The sequence below is a fragment of the Bacillus sp. TE9106W genome (assembly GCF_054062215.1).
Genome location: NZ_JBSSFA010000001.1, coordinates 187,250 through 206,830, shown reverse-complemented (window position 1 = coordinate 206,830; position 19,581 = coordinate 187,250). Strand labels below are relative to the sequence as shown.

Below are 19,581 nucleotides of genomic sequence, written 5' to 3'. Positions count from 1 at the left end.
GTATTGAAATCATGTTAAGATCTCAAGAAATTTCTAAGTGGTTTCGTAATTTACAACATTCGAAAAAACTAAGTTGGATTTCTTACGTTTTATTAGGAGCAGTGCTGTTTTTTGCACTTATGAATAATGTGAAACCAGAGCAATTAGATGTTGATATGTATTCTATTGCGAAAAAAACAATTCATTCTCCTATTAAAATTGAAGATAAGGTTATAACGGAAAGGAAAAAACAAGAGGCCGCTCAAAAAGTTGGGGATCAATATACATATAGAAGTGAATATAAACAAAATAGAGTAGATATTGTAAATGATGTTTTTGCTAAGGTAAATGAAGTAATTCAGGAGATGAAAGCTGCTGGACCTGAAGAGCAAAAAAAGATGACCGATGCTAATAAATTAGAAAAGTTAAAGAAGAAATTGCCATCTAATTTAACAAAGGAATTATCTGATGAAAATTTATTGTACTTTATTAATGCAGAACCGGATCAATTAGAATTAGCAAAGAATGCGGCTTTAACGTCTGTTAGTGTTATTATGGGTGGAAATATTAAAATGTCCGAAGAAATGGCAGCGAAAGAGCGATTTGTTAATGAAATGAAAACCCTTAATGTGAATAGCGGATTGAAGGAAGCTGTTAATGCGTTAGGATCATATGCGATTACAGCAAATTATTTTTATGATCCAGCTGTAACGAAAGAGAAGAAGAAAGCGGAAGAAGATTTAGTTCCACCTGTTTATATTCTTCAAGGACAAGTTATTGTTAGAGAAGGTGAAACAATTTCAAGTGATATGTATAATCAGTTGAAATTGGTCGGTTTATTAGAGAAAGGTAATAGTTTTCAGCCTTATGTTGGATTAGCTGTGCTTATTGGTGTGTTATTATACTTTATGCATAAGCAGTTTGAAGTATTTTTACAGCGGAAAAGAGAAGATAGACCGTACATTTTAGCATATATCACAATTTTGTCTATCACGATTGTTTTAATGAAAATTATTAGTTTGTTTCAAAAGCTTGAATATGCAGGAATTGCGTATGTTGTCCCGGTTGCGATGGGAACAATACTTGTAAAACTAATGATTGGCGATCGATTTGTATTTTTAACAAGTATGATTTTTTCTGTGTGCGGAAGTATTATGTTTAATGAAGGAGTAACAAGTACACTAAATTATAGTGTAGGTATTTATGTGTTATTAAGTTCATTATCAGTGAGTATTTTCTTAAGAGAAAAAAATCGTCGTACGATGATCTTACAAGCTGGTATACTCGTTTCTATCTTAAATGTAGTCGTCTTGGCGGCGTTATTATTATTACGCAATGGGAATTTTTCACCTCTTGAAATTGGTACGCAATTATTAATGGCTTCCCTTTCAGGCATTATCTCATCCGTTTTGGCTATGGGAATATTACCATATTTAGAAAGTGGACTTGGAATTGTATCAAGTATGAAGCTTATGGAATTATCAAGTCCGAATCATCCGCTTTTGCGTAGAATTTTGTTAGAAGCGCCAGGAACATATCATCATAGTGTAATGGTAGCTAATCTTTCTGAGGCAGCTTGTGAAGCGGTTGGAGCAAATGGTGTATTAGCGCGTGTAGGGGCGTATTATCATGATGTAGGAAAAACAGTACAACCGCAATTCTTTATTGAAAACCAGATGGGAATTGAAAATCCACATGATAAATTAGATCCTGTGACGAGTAAAGATATTATTATTGCTCATGTAACCGATGGAGTAAAAATGCTCGAAGAATACCATATTCCACAAGAAATTATCGATATTGCTGGACAACACCATGGTACAACGCTCCTTAAATATTTTTATTATAAGGCGATTAAAGAAGATAAAGAAAAATATACAGAAGAGATGTTCCGTTATCCGGGATCAAAAGCAACTTCTAAAGAATCGGCAATCGTTGGTATCGCGGATAGTGTTGAGGCGGCGGTACGTTCTATGAATCACCCAACGCCAGATCAAATTAATAATTTAGTGCAAAGTATTATTAAAGATCGTTTGCAAGATGGGCAATTTAGTGAATGTGATTTGACATTTAAGGAACTACAAATCGTTGGAAAAACGTTATGTGAAACGTTAAATGGTATTTTCCATTCGCGTATTACATATCCGGAGCCACCGGAAGAGAAGGAGAAAGAATGAGTTTATTAATTGATTTTATTGATGAAACAGAAGAAGTGAAAGAAGAATATGTGAATTTAATTCGTGAAATATTAGGAAAAGCAGCTCAAATGGAAAAAATAGAGGATGGTGCGGAGTTATCAGTGACATTTGTAGATAACGAACGTATTCGCGAGATTAATCGTGATTACCGAGATAAGGATCAGCCTACTGATGTCATTTCTTTTGCTATGGAAGAAATGGGGGAAGGAGAAATGGAAATTGTAGGTGTAGAGATGCCACGTATGTTAGGTGACCTTATTATTTCTATTCCGAGAGCGAAAGAACAGGCTGAAGAGTATGGACATTCTTTTGATCGTGAACTTGGCTTTTTAGCGTTACATGGCTTTTTACATTTACTTGGTTATGACCACATGACAGAAGAAGATGAAAAAGAAATGTTTGGAAGACAAAAAGAAATTTTAGAAGCATTTGGATTAGGACGATGAAAAAAGGAAAACTTATAGATAGTTTTGGATATGCTATAGTTGGTATATTCTTTTGTCTTCGTCATGAACGAAATATGAAAATTCATTATTTAGCCGCAGTCATTGTTATATGCTGCGGCTTTTATTTCCATATTACGAAAGTAGAGTGGATGGTATTACTTATTGTAATAGGAATTGTAATGAGTTTAGAGATGGTAAATACGGCTGTGGAAAAAACAGTAGATTTAGCGACTACTGATATACATCCATTTGCGAAAGTTGCAAAGGATGTTGCAGCGGGAGCGGTTTTATTGTTTGCGATAATAGCCGTTATAATTGGTGCTATTATCTTTTTACCGTATGTGGTATAGTTGCATTCCAAAGCTTTTATTAAGCTTTGAAGGTGCTGTAAAGGCCTTTAATAAGAGAGTGTATCTATTCACAGCTGTGAACAGGAAGGATGCGGGAATATGAATAGTAAACAATTAATTCAAGAAGCAATCGAAGCGCGTAAACAAGCGTACGTACCATATTCTAAATTTCAAGTAGGTGCAGCATTATTAACACAGGATGGAAAAGTATATCGTGGATGTAATGTTGAGAATGCATCATATGGCTTATGTAACTGTGCAGAAAGAACAGCTTTATTTAAGGCGGTTTCTGAAGGAGATAAAGAGTTTGTAGCTATCGCGATTGTGGCGGATACAAAGCGTCCAGTACCTCCTTGTGGAGCATGTCGACAAGTTATGGTAGAATTATGTAAACAGGATACGAAAGTATACCTATCAAATTTACATGGTGACGTTCAAGAGACAACAGTTGGAGAATTGTTACCAGGAGCATTTTTAGCGGAGGATTTACATGAATAGAAAAGGTTATAAATCAGGTTTTGTCTCTATTATTGGCAGACCGAATGTTGGGAAATCTACATTTTTAAATCGTATTATTGGTCAAAAAATTGCTATTATGAGTGACAAGCCACAAACAACTCGTAATAAAATTCAAGGCGTATATACAGAAAATGATTCACAAGTAATTTTCATTGATACACCAGGAATACATAAACCTAAACATAAACTAGGCGACTTCATGGTGAAGATGGCGCAAACGACATTAAAAGAAGTTGATATCGTTCTGTTTATGGTTAATGCTGTCGAAGGCTTTGGTCGTGGTGAAGAATTCATCATTGAGAAGTTAAAAGAAACGAAACAACCAGTATTTTTAGTTATTAATAAAATTGACCAAGTTCACCCAGAACAATTATTAGAGCTAATTGATCAATATCGCAAATTACATGACTTTGCAGAAATCGTACCAATTTCTGCATTAGACGGTAATAATGTGGAAGCTCTAATTGGAACAATTAAAAAGTATTTACCGGAAGGACCACAATACTACCCAGATAATCAAGTAACGGATCATCCGGAGAGATTTATTATTGCAGAGCTTATTCGTGAGAAAGTACTACATTTAACACGTGAAGAAGTGCCGCATTCTGTAGCTGTTGTTATTGATGCAATTCAAAAACGCGAGGGCGGAGCGGTTTATATCAATGCAACGATTGTTGTGGAACGTCCGTCGCAAAAAGGGATTATTATCGGAAAACAAGGGAAGATGTTAAAAGAAGTCGGTAAGCGAGCTCGTTTTGATATTGAAGCATTACTTGGTTCTAAAGTATTTTTAGAAGTATGGGTAAAAGTGCAAAAAGATTGGCGTAATAAAATGTCTCAGCTTCGTGACCTTGGTTTCCGCGAAGACGAGTATTAAAATAGAGTAAAGCTGTAATCAGCGGATGTTTTGTTCATCCGCTGATTATTGGTTTTTATGAGTTTTGATAAATTAGGAAAAATTTTTCTCACATGAAAATGGACAAAATGGGTCAATTTAATAACAACAAAGGAAATTGGTTTATAGGCTACGCTTATTGAGAAAGGTGGATTCTTATGCTAGATTTTACCTGGAAGTTTTTCTCCAAAACAGGAAGCATTGAGACGTATTTGCTTTTGAAAGAAATGGAAAAAGACGTAAACGATGAGATGGATCAACATGAAGAGGAGCTAGCGCATCTAGACTCTCCAATTTCTTGACCCGTTTTGTTCAAACCTTGGATGGTGACGAACATGTTTCAAAAAGTTGAGGGCATCGTTATCCGTACGACAGATTACGGAGAAACGAACAAGATTGTTACAATATTTTCAAGAGAATTGGGTAAGGTAAGTGCAATGGCAAGAGGAGCGAAAAAACCGAAAAGTCGGTTAGCATCTGTTTCGCAACTTATGACACATGGTCATTTTCTTATTCAAATGGGATCTGGACTTGGAACTTTGCAACAAGGCGAGATTATTTCAACTATGAAAGAAATTCGCGAGGATATATTTTTAACTGCTTATGCATCATTTATTGTTGAATTAACTGATAAAGCAACAGAAGATAAAAAACATAATCCATATTTATTTGAAATGTTATATCAAACGTTGCATTATATGTGTGAGGGTGTTGATCCAGAAGTATTATCATTAATTTATCAAACGAAAATGCTTCCGGTATTAGGGATGCGCCCGTACTTTGACACATGTGCGATTTGTCATCAAGAAACAGATTTTGTCGCCTTCTCTGTTAGAGAGGGCGGTTTTCTGTGCTCACGTCATGCTGAGCAAGATCAGTACCGTATACCAGTGGGGGAAGCTGTTCATAAATTATTGCGTCTTTTCTACCACTTCGATTTACATAGGCTTGGCAATGTATCAGTGAAGGATAGCACAAAAAAACAAATGCGTTTAGTATTGAATACATATTATGATGAATATTGCGGGATTTATTTGAAATCAAGACGTTTCTTAGAACAACTTGATAAGTTTCAAATATAATTTGGGGCCGTATACGGTCCTTTTTACATCCTTTCTTTTTCGAATAGCATATTTAGTATATAATATTTAAGAGATAGTATAACTTTTTTCGTTGTGCATTAAAGGTGGTGATTATCATAGAGCTGAATAAAAGACAAGAACATATCATTCAGATTGTAAAAGATCACGGTCCTATTACAGGGGAGTCAATTGCTGCGCAATTGGGATTAACACGTGCAACGCTAAGGCCAGACTTAGCAATTTTAACGATGGCTGGTTATTTAGAAGCACGTCCACGCGTAGGTTATTTTTATACGGGTAAAACTGGGGGGCAGTTATTATCTGAAGCTGTTAAGAAAATTAAAGTACAAGATTATCAATCTAGACCAGTCGTAATTGATAAAAATGTATCGGTATACGATGCGATTTGTACTATGTTTTTAGAGGATGTAGGTACATTATTCGTTGTAGATCAATCGACTCTATTAGTAGGCGTTGTATCTCGTAAAGATTTATTACGAGCTAGCTTAGGAAAGCAGGATTTAACCTCACTTCCGGTTAATATTATCATGACAAGGATGCCAAACATTGCGATGTGTCGTAGAGAAGATTCTTTATATGATATTGCGATGGAATTAATAGAAAGACAGATTGATGCGATGCCAGTTGTAAAAGATACGAAACAAGGTTTAGAAGTGGTTGGACGAATTACAAAAACAAATATTACACGTGCGTTTGTAAACTTAGTAAATAACGAATAAGTGTAATTTGTTTAAAGTGAGGTAATGTAATGGATAATAAAATCGTATATGTCGTATCTGACTCTGTAGGAGAAACGGCTGATTTGGTTGTTCGAGCAGCAATGGGGCAATTCCCATTTGCTCCTGATATTAGACGTGTACCGTATGTAGAAGATACAGGAACATTAAAAGAAGTGATTTCGATTGCTAAGAGCAATCAAGCACTTATTTGTTTTACGTTAGTAAAGCCTGACATGCGTCAATATTTAGTGACAGAGGCTGCAAAAGAAGGTGTAGAGGCATATGATATTATCGGGCCTCTAATCGATCAAATTGAAGAAATTACAGGGCAAGTGCCGAGATATGAGCCTGGTGTTGTTCGTAGATTAGATGAAGAATACTTTAAAAAGATTGAAGCGATTGAGTTTGCTGTGAAGTATGATGATGGTAGAGATGCACGTGGTATTTTAAAAGCGGATATCGTGTTAATTGGGATTTCGCGCACATCAAAAACACCACTTTCTCAATATTTAGCTCATAACAAACGTCTAAAAGTTGCTAACGTGCCACTTGTACCAGAAGTAGATCCACCTGAAGAATTATATCAAGTGGCTAAAGAAAAATGCTTCGGTTTGAAAATTACGCCAGAAAAGTTGAATCATATCCGAAAAGAGCGATTGAAATCACTTGGACTAAGTGACGGAGCAACATATGCCAATATTAATCGTATTAAAGAAGAGATTGATCACTTTGAGAATGTAGTTAGTAAAATAAATTGTCAAGTAATTGATGTATCGAACAAAGCGATTGAAGAAACAGCTAACATTATTGTGAATGCAGTGCAAAACCAAAAAATGTTTTAGCACATTTACCAAAGGTGAATGTGCTTTTTTCGCTCGTGAGAAACACAGTGCCTGCTGATTTCGTAATAGGTGATAGCGAAGTGGTTATACTTATATTCTTCTGCCTTTTTATTATGTTAAAGATAGGGTTTTGCTATCCTGAAATAGAAGATGAAAAAATAAAGGGATATGTAGCGTAGTTGAAGAAAATATATTATAATAAAAAATTGTGATAAAAACCTATATTTTACGTTTAGACTTTAATTTTTCAGAATAAACTAGGGATAGGATTTAAGAAAAGACATGTAATTACGTTAAATCGACAAAATCTATACAAGAAAACGCACATTATGGAAGGATTCGCAGAAGGGATGTAGAATACAGAAATATGCAAAACATCAATATGGTATTAGTTGATGCGGATGCATATACTGTGAAGGCTGAAATTTGTGCAAGTTGAAACGAAATTTCATGTCAAAATTTTGTTTGTCACATCGTATGCTCATCGTTTAAGGAAGCGGCAAGGGAATTTGGATCTATGTAGATGCTGAATAAGCGAATGTTGATTTTTTTATATGTATCAACAAGCAATAGAAACAGATCTCGTGATCACATAGGATATAGTGCTTGTTAGTCTTCTTATGAAAAAGTGCATATGTATTGTCTCCATGAGGTACATTTGTAATAGATGAGCAAATGGATACAATTTTATATAGTAGGTACGTATCTGCGAAGTTACGCAGAAAAGAGTCTGCAAAATCGCTTGATAACGTGATCGATAACATTTTCTAATAAGTTTAGAAAAATATTGTCGAATTATAAAGGAATTTTTTAATTTATATCGAATACAAAATACGACACGGAGATGGAGTTATGGGGAACAGAATTCCTGAAGAAGTTGTTGAACAGATTCGGACGTCATCCGATATTGTCGAAGTGATTGGTGAATACGTTCAACTTAGAAAACAGGGACGTAACTATTTCGGCCTTTGTCCGTTTCATGGTGAGAATTCTCCTTCATTCTCTGTTTCATCTGATAAGCAAATTTTTCATTGCTTCGGATGTGGAGAAGGTGGAAATGTATTTTCCTTTCTAATGAAAATGGAAGGACTGGCTTTTACCGAGGCTGTTCAAAAGCTAGGTGAAAGAAATGGAATTGCGGTTGCAGAGTATACATCAGGGCAAGGACAACAAGAAGACATATCTGATGACACTGTCATCATGCAACAGGCTCATGAACTTTTGAAAAAGTATTATCATCATTTATTAGTAAATACAGAAGAAGGAAATGAAGCACTTTCGTATTTGTTAGAACGTGGTATTACAAAAGAAATGATTGAGAAGTTTGAAATTGGTTATGCGTCACCTGCTTGGGATGCAGCAACGAAAATTTTACAAAAAAGAGGTTTATCGCTGTCTAGTATGGAACAAGCTGGTCTTCTCATAAGAAGTGAGAAGGATGGGAGCCATTATGATCGCTTCCGTGGACGAGTTATGTTTCCAATCTATACGTTACAAGGTAAAGTGATAGCGTTTAGTGGAAGGGCATTAGGAGATGATACTCCGAAATATTTAAATAGCCCAGAAACACCGATTTTTCACAAAAGTAAATTGTTGTATAACTTCCACCAAGCGAGGCCGTTTATTAGAAAACGTGGGCAAGTGGTCCTTTTTGAAGGATATGCCGACGTACTAGCTGCCGTAAAAAGTGGTGTGGAAGAAGCTGTTGCGACAATGGGAACAGCTTTAACTGAAGAACAAGCAAAACTTCTGCGACGTAACGTTGAAACTGTTGTTCTTTGCTATGATGGTGATAAAGCAGGGCGAGAAGCGACGATGAAAGCAGGGCAATTATTGTTGCAAGTTGGTTGCCAAGTAAAAGTTACATCCTTGCCAGATAAGCTTGATCCTGATGAATATGTGCAACAATATGGGGCAACTGCTTTTGAAAATCTTGTGAAATCAAGTATAAGTTTTGTTGGTTTTAAAATAAATTATTTGCGTTTAGGGAAAAATTTGCAAGATGAGTCGGGCAAAGAAGAGTATGTGAAAAGTGTTTTAAAAGAGTTATCGTTGTTACAAGATGCGATGCAGGCAGAATCATATTTGAAGTCATTATCGCAAGAATTTTCGTATTCAATGGAAACACTTTTGAACCAATTGCACCAATATCGCAAAGAACAAAAGGTACAACAAAAACAAGTAAAGCAGGTTTCTAAGCCGTCTCAAATTGTTCAAACAAAACCGAAGTTAACAGGTTTTGAAAGGGCAGAAAGAGAAATTATTTACCATATGTTGCAAAGTCCAGAAGTGGCAGTTCGTATGGAATCCCACATAGAAGATTTTCATACAGAAGAACATAAAGGGATTTTATATGAACTATACGCATATTATGAAAAGGGAAATGAACCTTCAGTCGGAACATTTTTAAGTTGGCTCTCTGATGAAAAGTTGAAAAATATTATTACCGATATTTCGACGGATGAATTTATTAATCCAGAATACACAGAAGAAGTGTTACAAGGCCATTTGGAGACGCTTAGACGTCATCAAGAAAAACTTGAAAAGATGGAAATCATCTTCAAGATAAAACAAATGGAAAAAACAGATCCTGTAGAGGCTGCTAAATATTATGTAGCATATTTACAAAATCAAAAAGCGAGAAAATAGCTTTTTTGATAAATTTTTAGTATAATGAATGTTTGTATCTCGCGTAAGGAGGGGAACAGATGGCTGACAAACCAGCTCGTTCTAAACAAATTGAAACTGAAATGACCCTTGAGCAAGTGAAAGAACAACTCACTGAGCTCGGAAAAAAACGTGGCGTTCTTACATATGAAGAGATTGCAGAACGCATGAATGGATTTGAAATTGAATCCGATCAAATGGATGAATACTATGAATATTTAGGTGAACAAGGGATTGACTTAGTTGGCGACAACGATGAAGGCCCTAATAATCACCAAATTACGAAAACAGAAGAAGAGTTTGACCTAAATGACTTAAGTGTACCACCAGGGGTTAAAATCAACGATCCTGTTCGTATGTATTTAAAAGAAATTGGTCGTGTAGATTTACTATCTGCAGAAGAAGAAATTCGACTTGCAACGCGTATTGAAGAAGGCGATGAAGAAGCAAAACGTCGTCTTGCAGAAGCAAACTTACGTCTTGTAGTAAGTATTGCAAAGCGCTACGTGGGCCGTGGTATGCTTTTCTTAGACTTAATCCAAGAAGGAAATATGGGTCTAATTAAAGCGGTTGAAAAGTTCGATTATCGTAAAGGTTTCAAATTTAGTACGTATGCAACTTGGTGGATTCGCCAAGCAATTACACGTGCGATTGCAGACCAAGCAAGAACAATTCGTATCCCAGTTCATATGGTTGAAACGATTAATAAGTTAATTCGTGTACAACGTCAATTATTACAAGATTTAGGACGTGAACCATCTCCTGAAGAGATTGGTGAAGAAATGGATCTTGCTCCAGAAAAAGTGCGCGAAATCTTAAAAATTGCTCAGGAGCCAGTCTCTCTTGAAACACCGATTGGTGAAGAAGATGACTCCCATTTAGGTGATTTTATTGAAGACCAAGAAGCAACATCGCCTGCGGACCATGCAGCGTATGAATTGCTAAAAGAACAATTAGAAGATGTGTTAGATACACTAACAGATCGTGAAGAAAATGTTCTACGTCTTCGTTTTGGTTTAGATGATGGACGAACTCGTACGCTTGAAGAAGTTGGGAAAGTATTCGGCGTAACGAGAGAACGTATTCGTCAAATTGAAGCAAAAGCACTTCGTAAATTGAGACATCCAAGCCGTAGTAAGCGTCTTAAGGATTTCTTAGAATAGGCTACCTTTAAGTTTACTTCACCTTTGTGAAGTAAACTTTTTTATTTTGTTAATTTTTGTTAAACTTTAGCTGTCAGTAACGATTACAATTTCTTGTAATTTATTTTACAGAATTGTCTTTTGATTTGCAAATGCTCATTTTTCGATTTTTCGATTAATTTTGTTTATTCTATACAAAAATATATGTAGAAAAGTGAAAAATATGATGAGAAAAGTTAATAATTATCGAAATAATAAGCGATATAACAATAAAAAACAATAAACTGAATTTATGGAATATTTTTAACGATTAGTAGTTTACTCTTTTCTGATAGAGTGTTTTCAAGTACAATGGAAATGACTGAATCATCTAACTATTTAGGGATATAGAGGGGGGAGAAGAGATATGAAACGTAATCCGCTGATTCCGTTCGCTCTTATTGCAGCATTAGGTATTATCGTTATGTTTGTATTTTCATTTCAGGGGCTAAATAAATCTAAAGAGTTAGCTGATGCAAAAAATGGCGGGAAGCCAGCACAAACAGCATCAAAGCCAGAGGATATTGTGAAGCAAAGCTGTACGAGCTGCCACGGTGATCAGTTACAAGGGGCGGTAGGACCTAATTTACAGAAAATTGGTGGAAAGCTTTCGAAAGAAGAGATTCAAGAAGTTATTTCGAAAGGAAAAGGAAACATGCCTGCCAATATAGTTCCTGCTGATCAAGCCGCTAAAGTAGCTGATTGGCTATCGAAGAAAAAATAAAGTTTTGTGTTACAAGCCTTTTGCTTATGCAAAGGGCTTGTTTTTCTATATTTTCTAAAATACGATGAGTTATAGAGAATGGAATTGTTGTTATGGGCTTGCAACAACTACTATAAATTCATTATCATGGAGACAGACTGACAAGAGAAGGAGTAATGGAAATACATGAATGAAGTAAAGCTTTCAAAACGATTAGAAGAAGTTGTGCGTGAAATACCAGTAGGATCTACAGTTGCTGATATTGGATCGGATCATGCGTATTTACCGTGTTATACAATTATAAATAATATTGCTACAAAAGCAGTTGCAGGTGAAGTTGTAGATGGACCATTTCGTTCTGCGCAAGCAACTGTAGCTGAAAGTGGCTTACAAGATAAAGTAGATGTGCGTAAAGGGAATGGATTGGCTGTTATCACGCCAGGAGAAGTAGATGTGATTACGGTTGCCGGAATGGGCGGAGCGTTAATTCGTGACATTTTAGAAAGTGGTAAAGAAAAATTAGAAGGTGTAACACGTTTAATTTTACAGCCGAATATTGCAGCGCATCACATTCGTGAATGGTTTATTGAGAATGGATGGGAGCTTATCCATGAAAAAATCGTAAAAGAAGATGGGAAAATTTACGAGATTTTAGTAGGGGAACGAGGAAATATTGAGGTTCCTTATTCCGGAAACAAACAAACTGAATTGTTCATGGGACCATTTTTAATAAAAGAAAAAAGTGAAGCTTTCGTTGAAAAGTGGGAAGGCGAATTAAAAAACTTCCAAAATATTTTAAAGCAGTTAGAACGTGCGGCTGATTCTGAGGAAACAAAAGCGAAGCGCGCGGAAGTAGAAGCGAAAATGAAAATGATAGGGGAGGTTTTATCATGAGTAAAATTCCAAATGGCCATGAAATTATTTCTTTATTTGAAAGTATGTATCCGAAGCATTTGGCGATGGAAGGAGATAAGATTGGCCTGCAGATTGGAGCGCTTAATAAACCCGTGCAGCACGTATTAATTGCGTTAGATGTAACGGAAGAAGTTGTGGATGAAGCAATTCAATTAGGAGCGAATGTCATTATTGCGCATCATCCTTTAATTTTTAACCCGCTAAAAGCGATTCATACAGATAAGGCGTATGGGAAAATTATTGAAAAGTGTATTAAAAATGATATTGCAATCTATGCAGCACATACAAATGTGGATGTTGCTAAGGGCGGGGTAAATGATTTACTTGCTGAGGCGTTAGGATTGCAAAATACAGAAGTTTTGGCACCGACATATGCAGAAGAAATGAAAAAAATTGTTGTGTTTGTGCCTGAAACTCATGCAGAAGAAGTAAGAAAAGCATTAGGAGACGCAGGCGCTGGTCATATCGGCAATTATAGCCACTGTACGTTTAGTAGCGAGGGTACAGGCACGTTTATACCTCAAGAGGGAACAAATCCTTATATCGGGGAAACTGGGCAGTTAGAGCGCGTGGAAGAAGTGCGAATCGAAACGATTATTCCAGCTTCATTACAGCGAAAAGTAATTAAAGCAATAGTAACGGCACATCCATATGAAGAAGTAGCATATGATGTGTATCCACTTGATAACAAAGGTGAAACATTAGGGCTTGGAAAAATAGGATATTTACAAGAAGAAATGACACTTGGACAATTTGCGGAACATGTAAAGAAGTCATTAGATGTAAAGGGTGCGCGAGTTGTTGGGAAATTAGATGATAAAGTGCGCAAAGTAGCTGTACTTGGTGGCGATGGTAACAAATACATCAATCAAGCTAAATTTAAAGGAGCAGATGTATATGTAACGGGGGACATGTATTATCATGTTGCTCATGATGCGATGATGCTCGGTTTAAATATAGTTGACCCAGGACATAACGTTGAAAAGGTAATGAAGCAAGGTGTACAAAAGCAATTACAAGAAAAAGTGGATGCAAAGAAACTTAATGTAAACATTCATGCTTCGCAGTTACATACAGATCCATTTACATTTGTATAAGAAAAATAAAAACCGTTGCTCATATAGGCAACGGTTTTTATTATTGTTCTTTTTTCACTTTTACACGAGGTAATATTTTTTGTAACGGTACTTTTCGAACTCTCTCCCATGTAGCGGGATTCATTGGGTCATATTGCTCTAAGAAAGCGATAACCTCTTTTGTAATTGGTGTTGGAGTAGAAGCACCTGCTGTAACAGCTACGTTTTCTACACCTTGTAACCATTCTAATTTAATTTCACTTACGTCTGCAACGCGGTATGCCTTCGTACCAGCGATTTCTTGTGATACTTGTGCTAAACGGTTTGAGTTGTTACTTTTCGGATCACCAACAACAATTGTTAAGTCGGCAACATCAGCTTGTTTGGCAACAGCTTCTTGGCGAACTTGAGTTGCTAAACAAATTTCCTTATGGAACTCTGCTGTTGGGAATTTTTTCTGAATGTCCTCCATTAAATGTTGCACATCCCATTGACTCATCGTTGTTTGATTTGTAACTAAAATTTTATCCGTTGGAATTTCTAATGTTTTTAAATCATCGGCTCTTTCGATAAGATGAACGATATCAGGTGCGATACCAACTGCGCCTTCCGGTTCTGGATGATTTTTTTTGCCGATATAAATGACATGGTAACCTTCAGCTTTCTTTGCTTCAATAAGGTCATGTGTTTTTGTAACATCTGGGCAAGTGGCATCGATGGTTGTTAAACCTTTTTCTTTTGCACGCTGTTTAACTTCTGGAGAAACACCGTGTGCAGTGAAAATAACAGTACCAGAATCGATTTTATCTAAAATGTCTAATCGACTTGGACCGTCTAATGTAATGATACCATCTTCTTCGAATGCATCTGTTACATGTTTGTTGTGAACAATCATACCTAAAATATAAATAGGTCTTGGTAATGATGTATCTAATGCGGCGTTACGTGCAATAACCATCGCGTCCACAACACCGTAGCAATAACCACGAGGGGAAATTTTAACAATTTTCATATGAGTAATCCTCTCCTTCTAAACAAGGGATACTTTTGTGCATAGTCTTTTACATTATAAAGGAGGAGTGGATAGAAAACAAAGGATTGTTACACATATAGTTTTGGTTTTGTTGCTATTTTTTGAACAGGATCCTCGCGCACTTCTTTTTCTATAGCTGGCTCAATCACCATTTTTTTTCTTTTTCTTTTTTTTTGTGGAGGAGGTGGAGTTGCTACTTCAACCTTTTCTGTTAGGTCTTCAGTTTGATCTTCGGTTGGATTTTCTTCCGTACTTTTTCCAGAGGTGAGGATTTTAACGATGCTTGGTAGGTTACGCATAATGGGACCGTACTGTTCGACGACAGGGCTTACAGATTGAACGACTTGTGATACTTTTTCGATATTATTTATCATATTAGTTGGATTCGAAATTAAATTCGAAAAGAAACTACCGATGCCGCTACTTGATGTGGCTGTAGTTGCTGCACCGCCGCGCGTTTCGTTTGATTCATACATTTGAGGAGGGATCATTTGCTCGGGATGATGCTGCATGTATGGTTGGTATTGCTGTGAGTATTGCTGCGGGTAATGTTGTTGATATTGTTGTTGATATTGCTGTCGATATTGGGGTGGCGGTTGCTGGTGCATCATTGGCGGTGGTCCTTCCATTTGTCGATAAGGCGGAACCATTTGCATGAAAGGTTCGGTTGGATCGTGTTTTTTAAAGAGTTTAGCAAGGAACCCTTTCTTTTTTTGTGCCATCGGTGGTAGTTGTGGAATTGGATATGGTGTATAAGGTTGCTGCCCTGGATTCGGATACATTTGTCTATTGGGTGATTTTGGAAACATATGAGAAATCCTCCTTTCTTCAGTTAGGTATATACACATACAATATGCAATAAGAGAGAAGAAGGTTAGTTTTTGAAGTAAAAACCTAAACTAAAGATGGATTTTACTTGTAGATTTCGATATAATGTAAACTTGACTGATTTGTGCGCGCAGTAGAAATTTAGAAAGAAGGTGTAACTTATGACACAACAAACTTTTACACAGTATGATTTTAAACCATTTTTAATAGATGCAGTTCGTGAACTACGCTTTACAGAGCCGACAGGAATTCAACAGAAAATTTTCCCAGTCGTAAAAAAAGGTGTAAGTGTAATTGGGCAATCCCAAACAGGTTCTGGGAAAACACATGCATACTTACTTCCTACATTGAACAGAATTAACCCAGGTCGTGAAGAAGTACAACTTGTTATTACAGCGCCTACTCGTGAGTTAGCACAACAAATTTACGAAGAAATCGTGAAATTAACAAAGTTCTGTGCGGAAGATCAAATGATTACAGCGCGTTGTTTAATTGGTGGAACTGATAAACAACGATCAATTGAAAAGTTGAAAAAACAACCTCATATTGTAGTTGGAACACCAGGACGTATTAAAGACTTAGTGGAAGAACAAGCATTATTTGTTCATAAAGCAAATACGATTATTGTCGATGAAGCAGACTTAATGCTTGATATGGGATTCATTCATGATGTAGACAAAATTGCAGCACGCATGCCTAAAAACTTGCAAATGCTAGTTTTCTCTGCAACAATTCCTCAAAAACTAAAACCGTTTCTGAAGAAATATATGGAGAATCCAGAGCATATTCATATCAATCCAAAACAAGTTGCGGCTGGAAATATTGAGCATTATTTAGTTCCGTCTAAACATCGTAACAAAATCGATTTAGTGAATAAAATGTTGCTACAATTTAAACCGTATTTAGCAGTTGTTTTCACGAATACGAAGAAGATGGCGGATCAGGTTGCTGACGGATTAATGGAGCGCGGCTTAAAAGTTGGACGAATTCACGGAGATTTATCACCGCGTGATCGTAAAAAAATGATGAAACAAATTCGTGACCTAGAATTCCAATATATTGTTGCAACTGATTTAGCGGCACGTGGTATCGATATTGAAGGAATTAGTCATGTTATTAACTATGAGCTTCCATCAGATTTAGATTTCTTCGTTCACCGCGTTGGAAGAACAGCACGTGCAGGGCATTCAGGTATTGCAGTGACGATTTATGATCCAGCAAACGAAGAAGCGCTAGATAGTTTAGAAAAACAACGTCATATTGAGTTCAAACATGTAGATTTACGAGGAGATGAGTGGGCGGATTTAGGTGAACGCCGTCGTCGTAAGAGCCGTAAAAAACCAAATGATGAACTTGACGTTATGGCAACGAAAGTTATTAAAAAGCCGAAAAAAGTAAAACCAAACTATAAACGCAAACTTGCAACTGAACGTGACAAAGTGAAGAGAAAATATAGCAATAAAAAAAGATAAGGGATTTCCCTTATCTTTTTTTATTCAGCTATTTGTGAGAGCTTTAATCAATATGGATAGAAAATATTGATTAAAGTTTCGCTTCATCTAGATAATGTAAATGAAGAGTATAGTCTGTTTAAATAGTCGTATAAATTTATGTAGTGCGTTTTTTGTGAACAAACAATTCACTACATATTTCTACAAATTATGCTATCATTATATCTATTGTATATTGAAGAGGTGATTGTATGTTAAAGATTGGATCTCATGTTTCCATGAGCGGGAAGAAAATGTTATTAGCAGCAAGTGAAGAGGCTGTTTCATACGGTGCAACAACGTTTATGATTTATACAGGTGCACCGCAAAATACAAGAAGAAAACCAATTGAAGAATTGAACATAGAAGCAGGAAGAAAACATATGGAACAAAACGGTATTGAAGAGATTATCGTACATGCGCCATATATTATTAATGTCGGAAATACGACGAAGCCAGAAACATTCCAATTAGGTGTAGATTTCCTTCGTATGGAAATTGAGAGAACATCAGCATTAGGTGTGGCGAAACAAATCGTTCTTCACCCAGGTGCGCACGTTGGTGCAGGAGCGGATGCTGGTATTCAACAGATTATTAAAGGACTTAATGAAGTGTTAACGCCAGATCAGACTGTTAACATTGCGTTAGAAACGATGGCAGGAAAAGGAACAGAATGCGGCCGTAGTTTCGAGGAAATTGCAAAAATTATTGATGGTGTAAAATATAATGAAAAACTATCAGTATGCTTTGATACATGTCATACGCACGATGCAGGATATGACATTGTAAATGACTTTGACGGTGTATTAAACGAATTTGATAAGATTGTTGGTATCGATCGTTTACAAGTACTTCATATTAATGATAGTAAAAATGTACGCGGCGCAGGAAAAGACCGTCATGAAAATATTGGTTTCGGTCATATCGGTTATAAAGCATTGCATCATATTGTGCATCATCCACAGTTAACGCACGTACCAAAAATTCTTGAAACGCCATATGTAGGTGAAGATAAAAAAGATAAGAAGCCGCCATATAAATTAGAAATCGAAATGCTGAAAAATGGTACTTTTGATGAAGGACTTCTTGAAAAAATTAAAGCGCAATAAGGAGGGGATATCCCCTCCTTATTTTAGTAGTTGCTGAAATAAAGTATTTACTTGTTGGGCAGTAGCAGGGGAGGTTACTTTTGCTATTTGTTTTAAGAGCTCTAGTCGTTCGTCATTATCATAAATGTTAATATTCTTTCCTTTCATAAGTACAACAATTTGATCAGCTTGTGCAGTCGTAATTGGAACTTCATATTCTTTACTATATTTCAATAAATCTTTTGTAGAAATATGATTTAATTTTTTATTTACAAGTTGTTTAATGAGGTTCATCGTTTTATCCTCCTTCACACGTTCTTCTATCGAAATATATGAGTACGTAGCTTGTACATATTCGTATAGAGTTTCTTTTTTCATGACAAAAAGAAGCGTATGTTATAATAAAGAGACAAAACTATAGAAAAAGAGTATGGGGAGGATTTATGGAGCAAAAGCAACATCGAAAAGAAAGTGTTATCCATCTTATTTATCGTTTAGTTATGATTATTTTTGGGGCAGCATGTGCAGCGGTAGCGATTGAATTATTTTTAATGCCGAATAAAATTATTGATGGTGGAATTATTGGTATTTCTCTTATACTAGATTATCTTACTCCTAATATTTGGTGGTTAAGCTTCTCTACTTTAGTCGTTATTCTCAACATCCCATTTATGTATTCAGGTTATAAGCAAATAGGAAAAACGTTCATGCTATCTTCGGCGTTCGGTATTGTAGCTTTAGCGTTTATTGAATCAACGTTACATGCTGTTCCGCCATTTACAACAGAGCCAATTTTAGCGACAGTGTTTGGTGGTCTTATTTTAGGACTTGGTGTAGGGCTCGTTATTCGTCATGGTGGATCAATGGACGGAACAGAAATTATGGGTATTTTATTAACGAAAAAATTACCTTTCTCCGTTGGCGAATTTGTAATGTTTGTGAACTTATTCATTTTTGCGTGGGCAGCATTTGTATTTGGTGTTGAACAAGCTATGTATTCTGTTATGACGTACTATATTGCGTTCAAAACAATTGATACAGTCATTCAAGGTTTAGATGAAACGAAAGCAGTTTTAATTGTATCAGATCAATATGAGGAAGTATCAAATGCGATTTTACATCGTCTTGGTCGTGGAACTACAAAGCTTGTAGCGAAAGGCGGTTACACGGATAAAGAAAAAGAAGTGATCTATGCAGTTGTAACGCGTTTGGAAGTGACAAAGCTGAAATCAATTGTGTATGAAATTGATGCGAATGCATTTGTTACGATTATGAGTACACAAGAGACAAATGGTGGTAAGTTTAAATCGGCTATTCACTAAAAAAATTATCCAGTAAAAGCCTTTACCAATCGGTAGGGGATGGCCTCATCTCATTAAGGTTTCATTTTATAGGAATATTTTTCGAAAGCAGAGAATTTTTCTCTGCTTTTTGTTATAATAGTAAGGTTTCTTGAAAAAGTAGATATATTTTAGGCAGATTGGTTTACAACTATAATAAGCTGTACTATAATTCAAATAGATATAAATCGGAATCATTCTGAATTAAA

The 19,581-nt window shown here is 36.0% G+C and carries 20 protein-coding genes; 17 read left to right on the top strand and 3 right to left on the bottom strand.

Translation table 11 applies throughout. From position 1 onward, the window contains the following. Positions 1 to 11: 11 nt before the first annotated feature. From ACVWY7_RS01205 to ACVWY7_RS01140, 14 genes are all read left to right on the top strand, one after another. Positions 12 to 2,156: an HD family phosphohydrolase gene (locus tag ACVWY7_RS01205; RefSeq protein WP_000946454.1), complete on the top strand. Its 2,145-nt coding sequence runs from the start codon at positions 12 to 14 to the stop codon at positions 2,154 to 2,156. Beyond that, complete coding sequence (gene ybeY / locus ACVWY7_RS01200) at positions 2,153 to 2,623, top strand: rRNA maturation RNase YbeY (protein WP_000054692.1); 471 nt, start codon at positions 2,153 to 2,155, stop codon at positions 2,621 to 2,623. The genes ACVWY7_RS01205 and ybeY overlap by 4 nt, the downstream gene beginning before the upstream one ends. After that, on the top strand, positions 2,620 to 2,973 hold the full coding sequence (locus ACVWY7_RS01195; RefSeq protein WP_000715479.1) for a diacylglycerol kinase family protein: 354 nt from the start codon (positions 2,620 to 2,622) through the stop codon (positions 2,971 to 2,973). Before ybeY ends, ACVWY7_RS01195 begins: the two co-directional genes overlap by 4 nt. 99 nt (positions 2,974 to 3,072) lie before the next feature. After that, the gene (locus tag ACVWY7_RS01190) at positions 3,073 to 3,471 is read left to right on the top strand and encodes a cytidine deaminase (protein ID WP_001086294.1); all 399 of its coding nucleotides are present in this window, start codon (positions 3,073 to 3,075) and stop codon (positions 3,469 to 3,471) included. Next, positions 3,464 to 4,369, top strand: a complete 906-nt coding sequence (gene era, locus ACVWY7_RS01185) for a GTPase Era (RefSeq protein WP_001080241.1) — start codon at positions 3,464 to 3,466, stop codon at positions 4,367 to 4,369. Before ACVWY7_RS01190 ends, era begins: the two co-directional genes overlap by 8 nt. Before the next feature lie 176 nt (positions 4,370 to 4,545). Beyond that, positions 4,546 to 4,689: a YqzL family protein gene (locus ACVWY7_RS01180; protein WP_000883924.1), complete on the top strand. Its 144-nt coding sequence runs from the start codon at positions 4,546 to 4,548 to the stop codon at positions 4,687 to 4,689. 33 nt (positions 4,690 to 4,722) lie between these two features. Further along, entirely contained in the window at positions 4,723 to 5,469 is a 747-nt protein-coding gene (recO, locus tag ACVWY7_RS01175; RefSeq protein ID WP_000487010.1) for a DNA repair protein RecO, read from the top strand. Between the two features lie 107 nt (positions 5,470 to 5,576). Beyond that, complete coding sequence (locus ACVWY7_RS01170; RefSeq protein ID WP_000583759.1) at positions 5,577 to 6,209, top strand: helix-turn-helix transcriptional regulator; 633 nt, start codon at positions 5,577 to 5,579, stop codon at positions 6,207 to 6,209. 29 nt (positions 6,210 to 6,238) lie between these two features. After that, positions 6,239 to 7,051: a pyruvate, water dikinase regulatory protein gene (locus tag ACVWY7_RS01165; protein WP_000368943.1), complete on the top strand. Its 813-nt coding sequence runs from the start codon at positions 6,239 to 6,241 to the stop codon at positions 7,049 to 7,051. 852 nt (positions 7,052 to 7,903) lie between these two features. Beyond that, the gene (gene dnaG, locus ACVWY7_RS01160) at positions 7,904 to 9,700 is read left to right on the top strand and encodes a DNA primase (RefSeq protein WP_144507677.1); all 1,797 of its coding nucleotides are present in this window, start codon (positions 7,904 to 7,906) and stop codon (positions 9,698 to 9,700) included. 59 nt (positions 9,701 to 9,759) lie between these two features. After that, positions 9,760 to 10,881, top strand: a complete 1,122-nt coding sequence (rpoD, locus tag ACVWY7_RS01155) for an RNA polymerase sigma factor RpoD (protein ID WP_000764058.1) — start codon at positions 9,760 to 9,762, stop codon at positions 10,879 to 10,881. A gap of 385 nt (positions 10,882 to 11,266) precedes the next feature. After that, positions 11,267 to 11,623, top strand: a complete 357-nt coding sequence (gene cccA / locus ACVWY7_RS01150; protein ID WP_000828146.1) for a cytochrome c550 — start codon at positions 11,267 to 11,269, stop codon at positions 11,621 to 11,623. A gap of 165 nt (positions 11,624 to 11,788) precedes the next feature. Continuing rightward, positions 11,789 to 12,496 carry a tRNA (adenine(22)-N(1))-methyltransferase gene (locus tag ACVWY7_RS01145; protein WP_001006551.1) on the top strand — a complete coding sequence of 236 codons (708 nt, stop codon included), beginning with the start codon at positions 11,789 to 11,791 and terminating at the stop codon, positions 12,494 to 12,496. Further along, positions 12,493 to 13,614 carry a Nif3-like dinuclear metal center hexameric protein gene (locus ACVWY7_RS01140; RefSeq protein WP_000036218.1) on the top strand — a complete coding sequence of 374 codons (1,122 nt, stop codon included), beginning with the start codon at positions 12,493 to 12,495 and terminating at the stop codon, positions 13,612 to 13,614. Before ACVWY7_RS01145 ends, ACVWY7_RS01140 begins: the two co-directional genes overlap by 4 nt. Before the next feature lie 40 nt (positions 13,615 to 13,654). On the opposite strand, the gene ACVWY7_RS01135 is transcribed toward ACVWY7_RS01140, so the two are convergent. Next, the gene (locus ACVWY7_RS01135) at positions 13,655 to 14,605 is read right to left on the bottom strand and encodes a 4-hydroxy-3-methylbut-2-enyl diphosphate reductase (RefSeq protein ID WP_000706669.1); all 951 of its coding nucleotides are present in this window, start codon (positions 14,603 to 14,605) and stop codon (positions 13,655 to 13,657) included. Positions 14,606 to 14,694: 89 nt separating this feature from the next. Then, positions 14,695 to 15,435 carry a VrrA/YqfQ family protein gene (gene vrrA, locus ACVWY7_RS01130; protein WP_073525065.1) on the bottom strand — a complete coding sequence of 247 codons (741 nt, stop codon included), beginning with the start codon at positions 15,433 to 15,435 and terminating at the stop codon, positions 14,695 to 14,697. 180 nt (positions 15,436 to 15,615) lie between these two features. Between vrrA and ACVWY7_RS01125 the strand changes: the two genes are divergently transcribed. Together ACVWY7_RS01125 and ACVWY7_RS01120 are read left to right on the top strand one after the other, a co-directional pair. Next, positions 15,616 to 16,926 (top strand): DEAD/DEAH box helicase, encoded by a 1,311-nt coding sequence (locus tag ACVWY7_RS01125; RefSeq protein WP_000194030.1) that lies wholly within the window; start codon positions 15,616 to 15,618, stop codon positions 16,924 to 16,926. A gap of 230 nt (positions 16,927 to 17,156) precedes the next feature. Further along, positions 17,157 to 18,053: a deoxyribonuclease IV gene (locus ACVWY7_RS01120; protein ID WP_000912466.1), complete on the top strand. Its 897-nt coding sequence runs from the start codon at positions 17,157 to 17,159 to the stop codon at positions 18,051 to 18,053. 18 nt (positions 18,054 to 18,071) lie between these two features. Here ACVWY7_RS01120 and ACVWY7_RS01115 read toward each other — a convergent pair whose 3' ends face one another. Then, complete coding sequence (locus tag ACVWY7_RS01115) at positions 18,072 to 18,326, bottom strand: DUF2624 domain-containing protein (protein WP_001048962.1); 255 nt, start codon at positions 18,324 to 18,326, stop codon at positions 18,072 to 18,074. A 149-nt stretch (positions 18,327 to 18,475) separates the two neighbouring features. Here ACVWY7_RS01115 and ACVWY7_RS01110 point away from each other — a divergent pair, with 149 nt between their 5' ends. Continuing rightward, positions 18,476 to 19,354, top strand: a complete 879-nt coding sequence (locus ACVWY7_RS01110; RefSeq protein ID WP_000435958.1) for a YitT family protein — start codon at positions 18,476 to 18,478, stop codon at positions 19,352 to 19,354. Positions 19,355 to 19,581 lie beyond the last annotated feature (227 nt).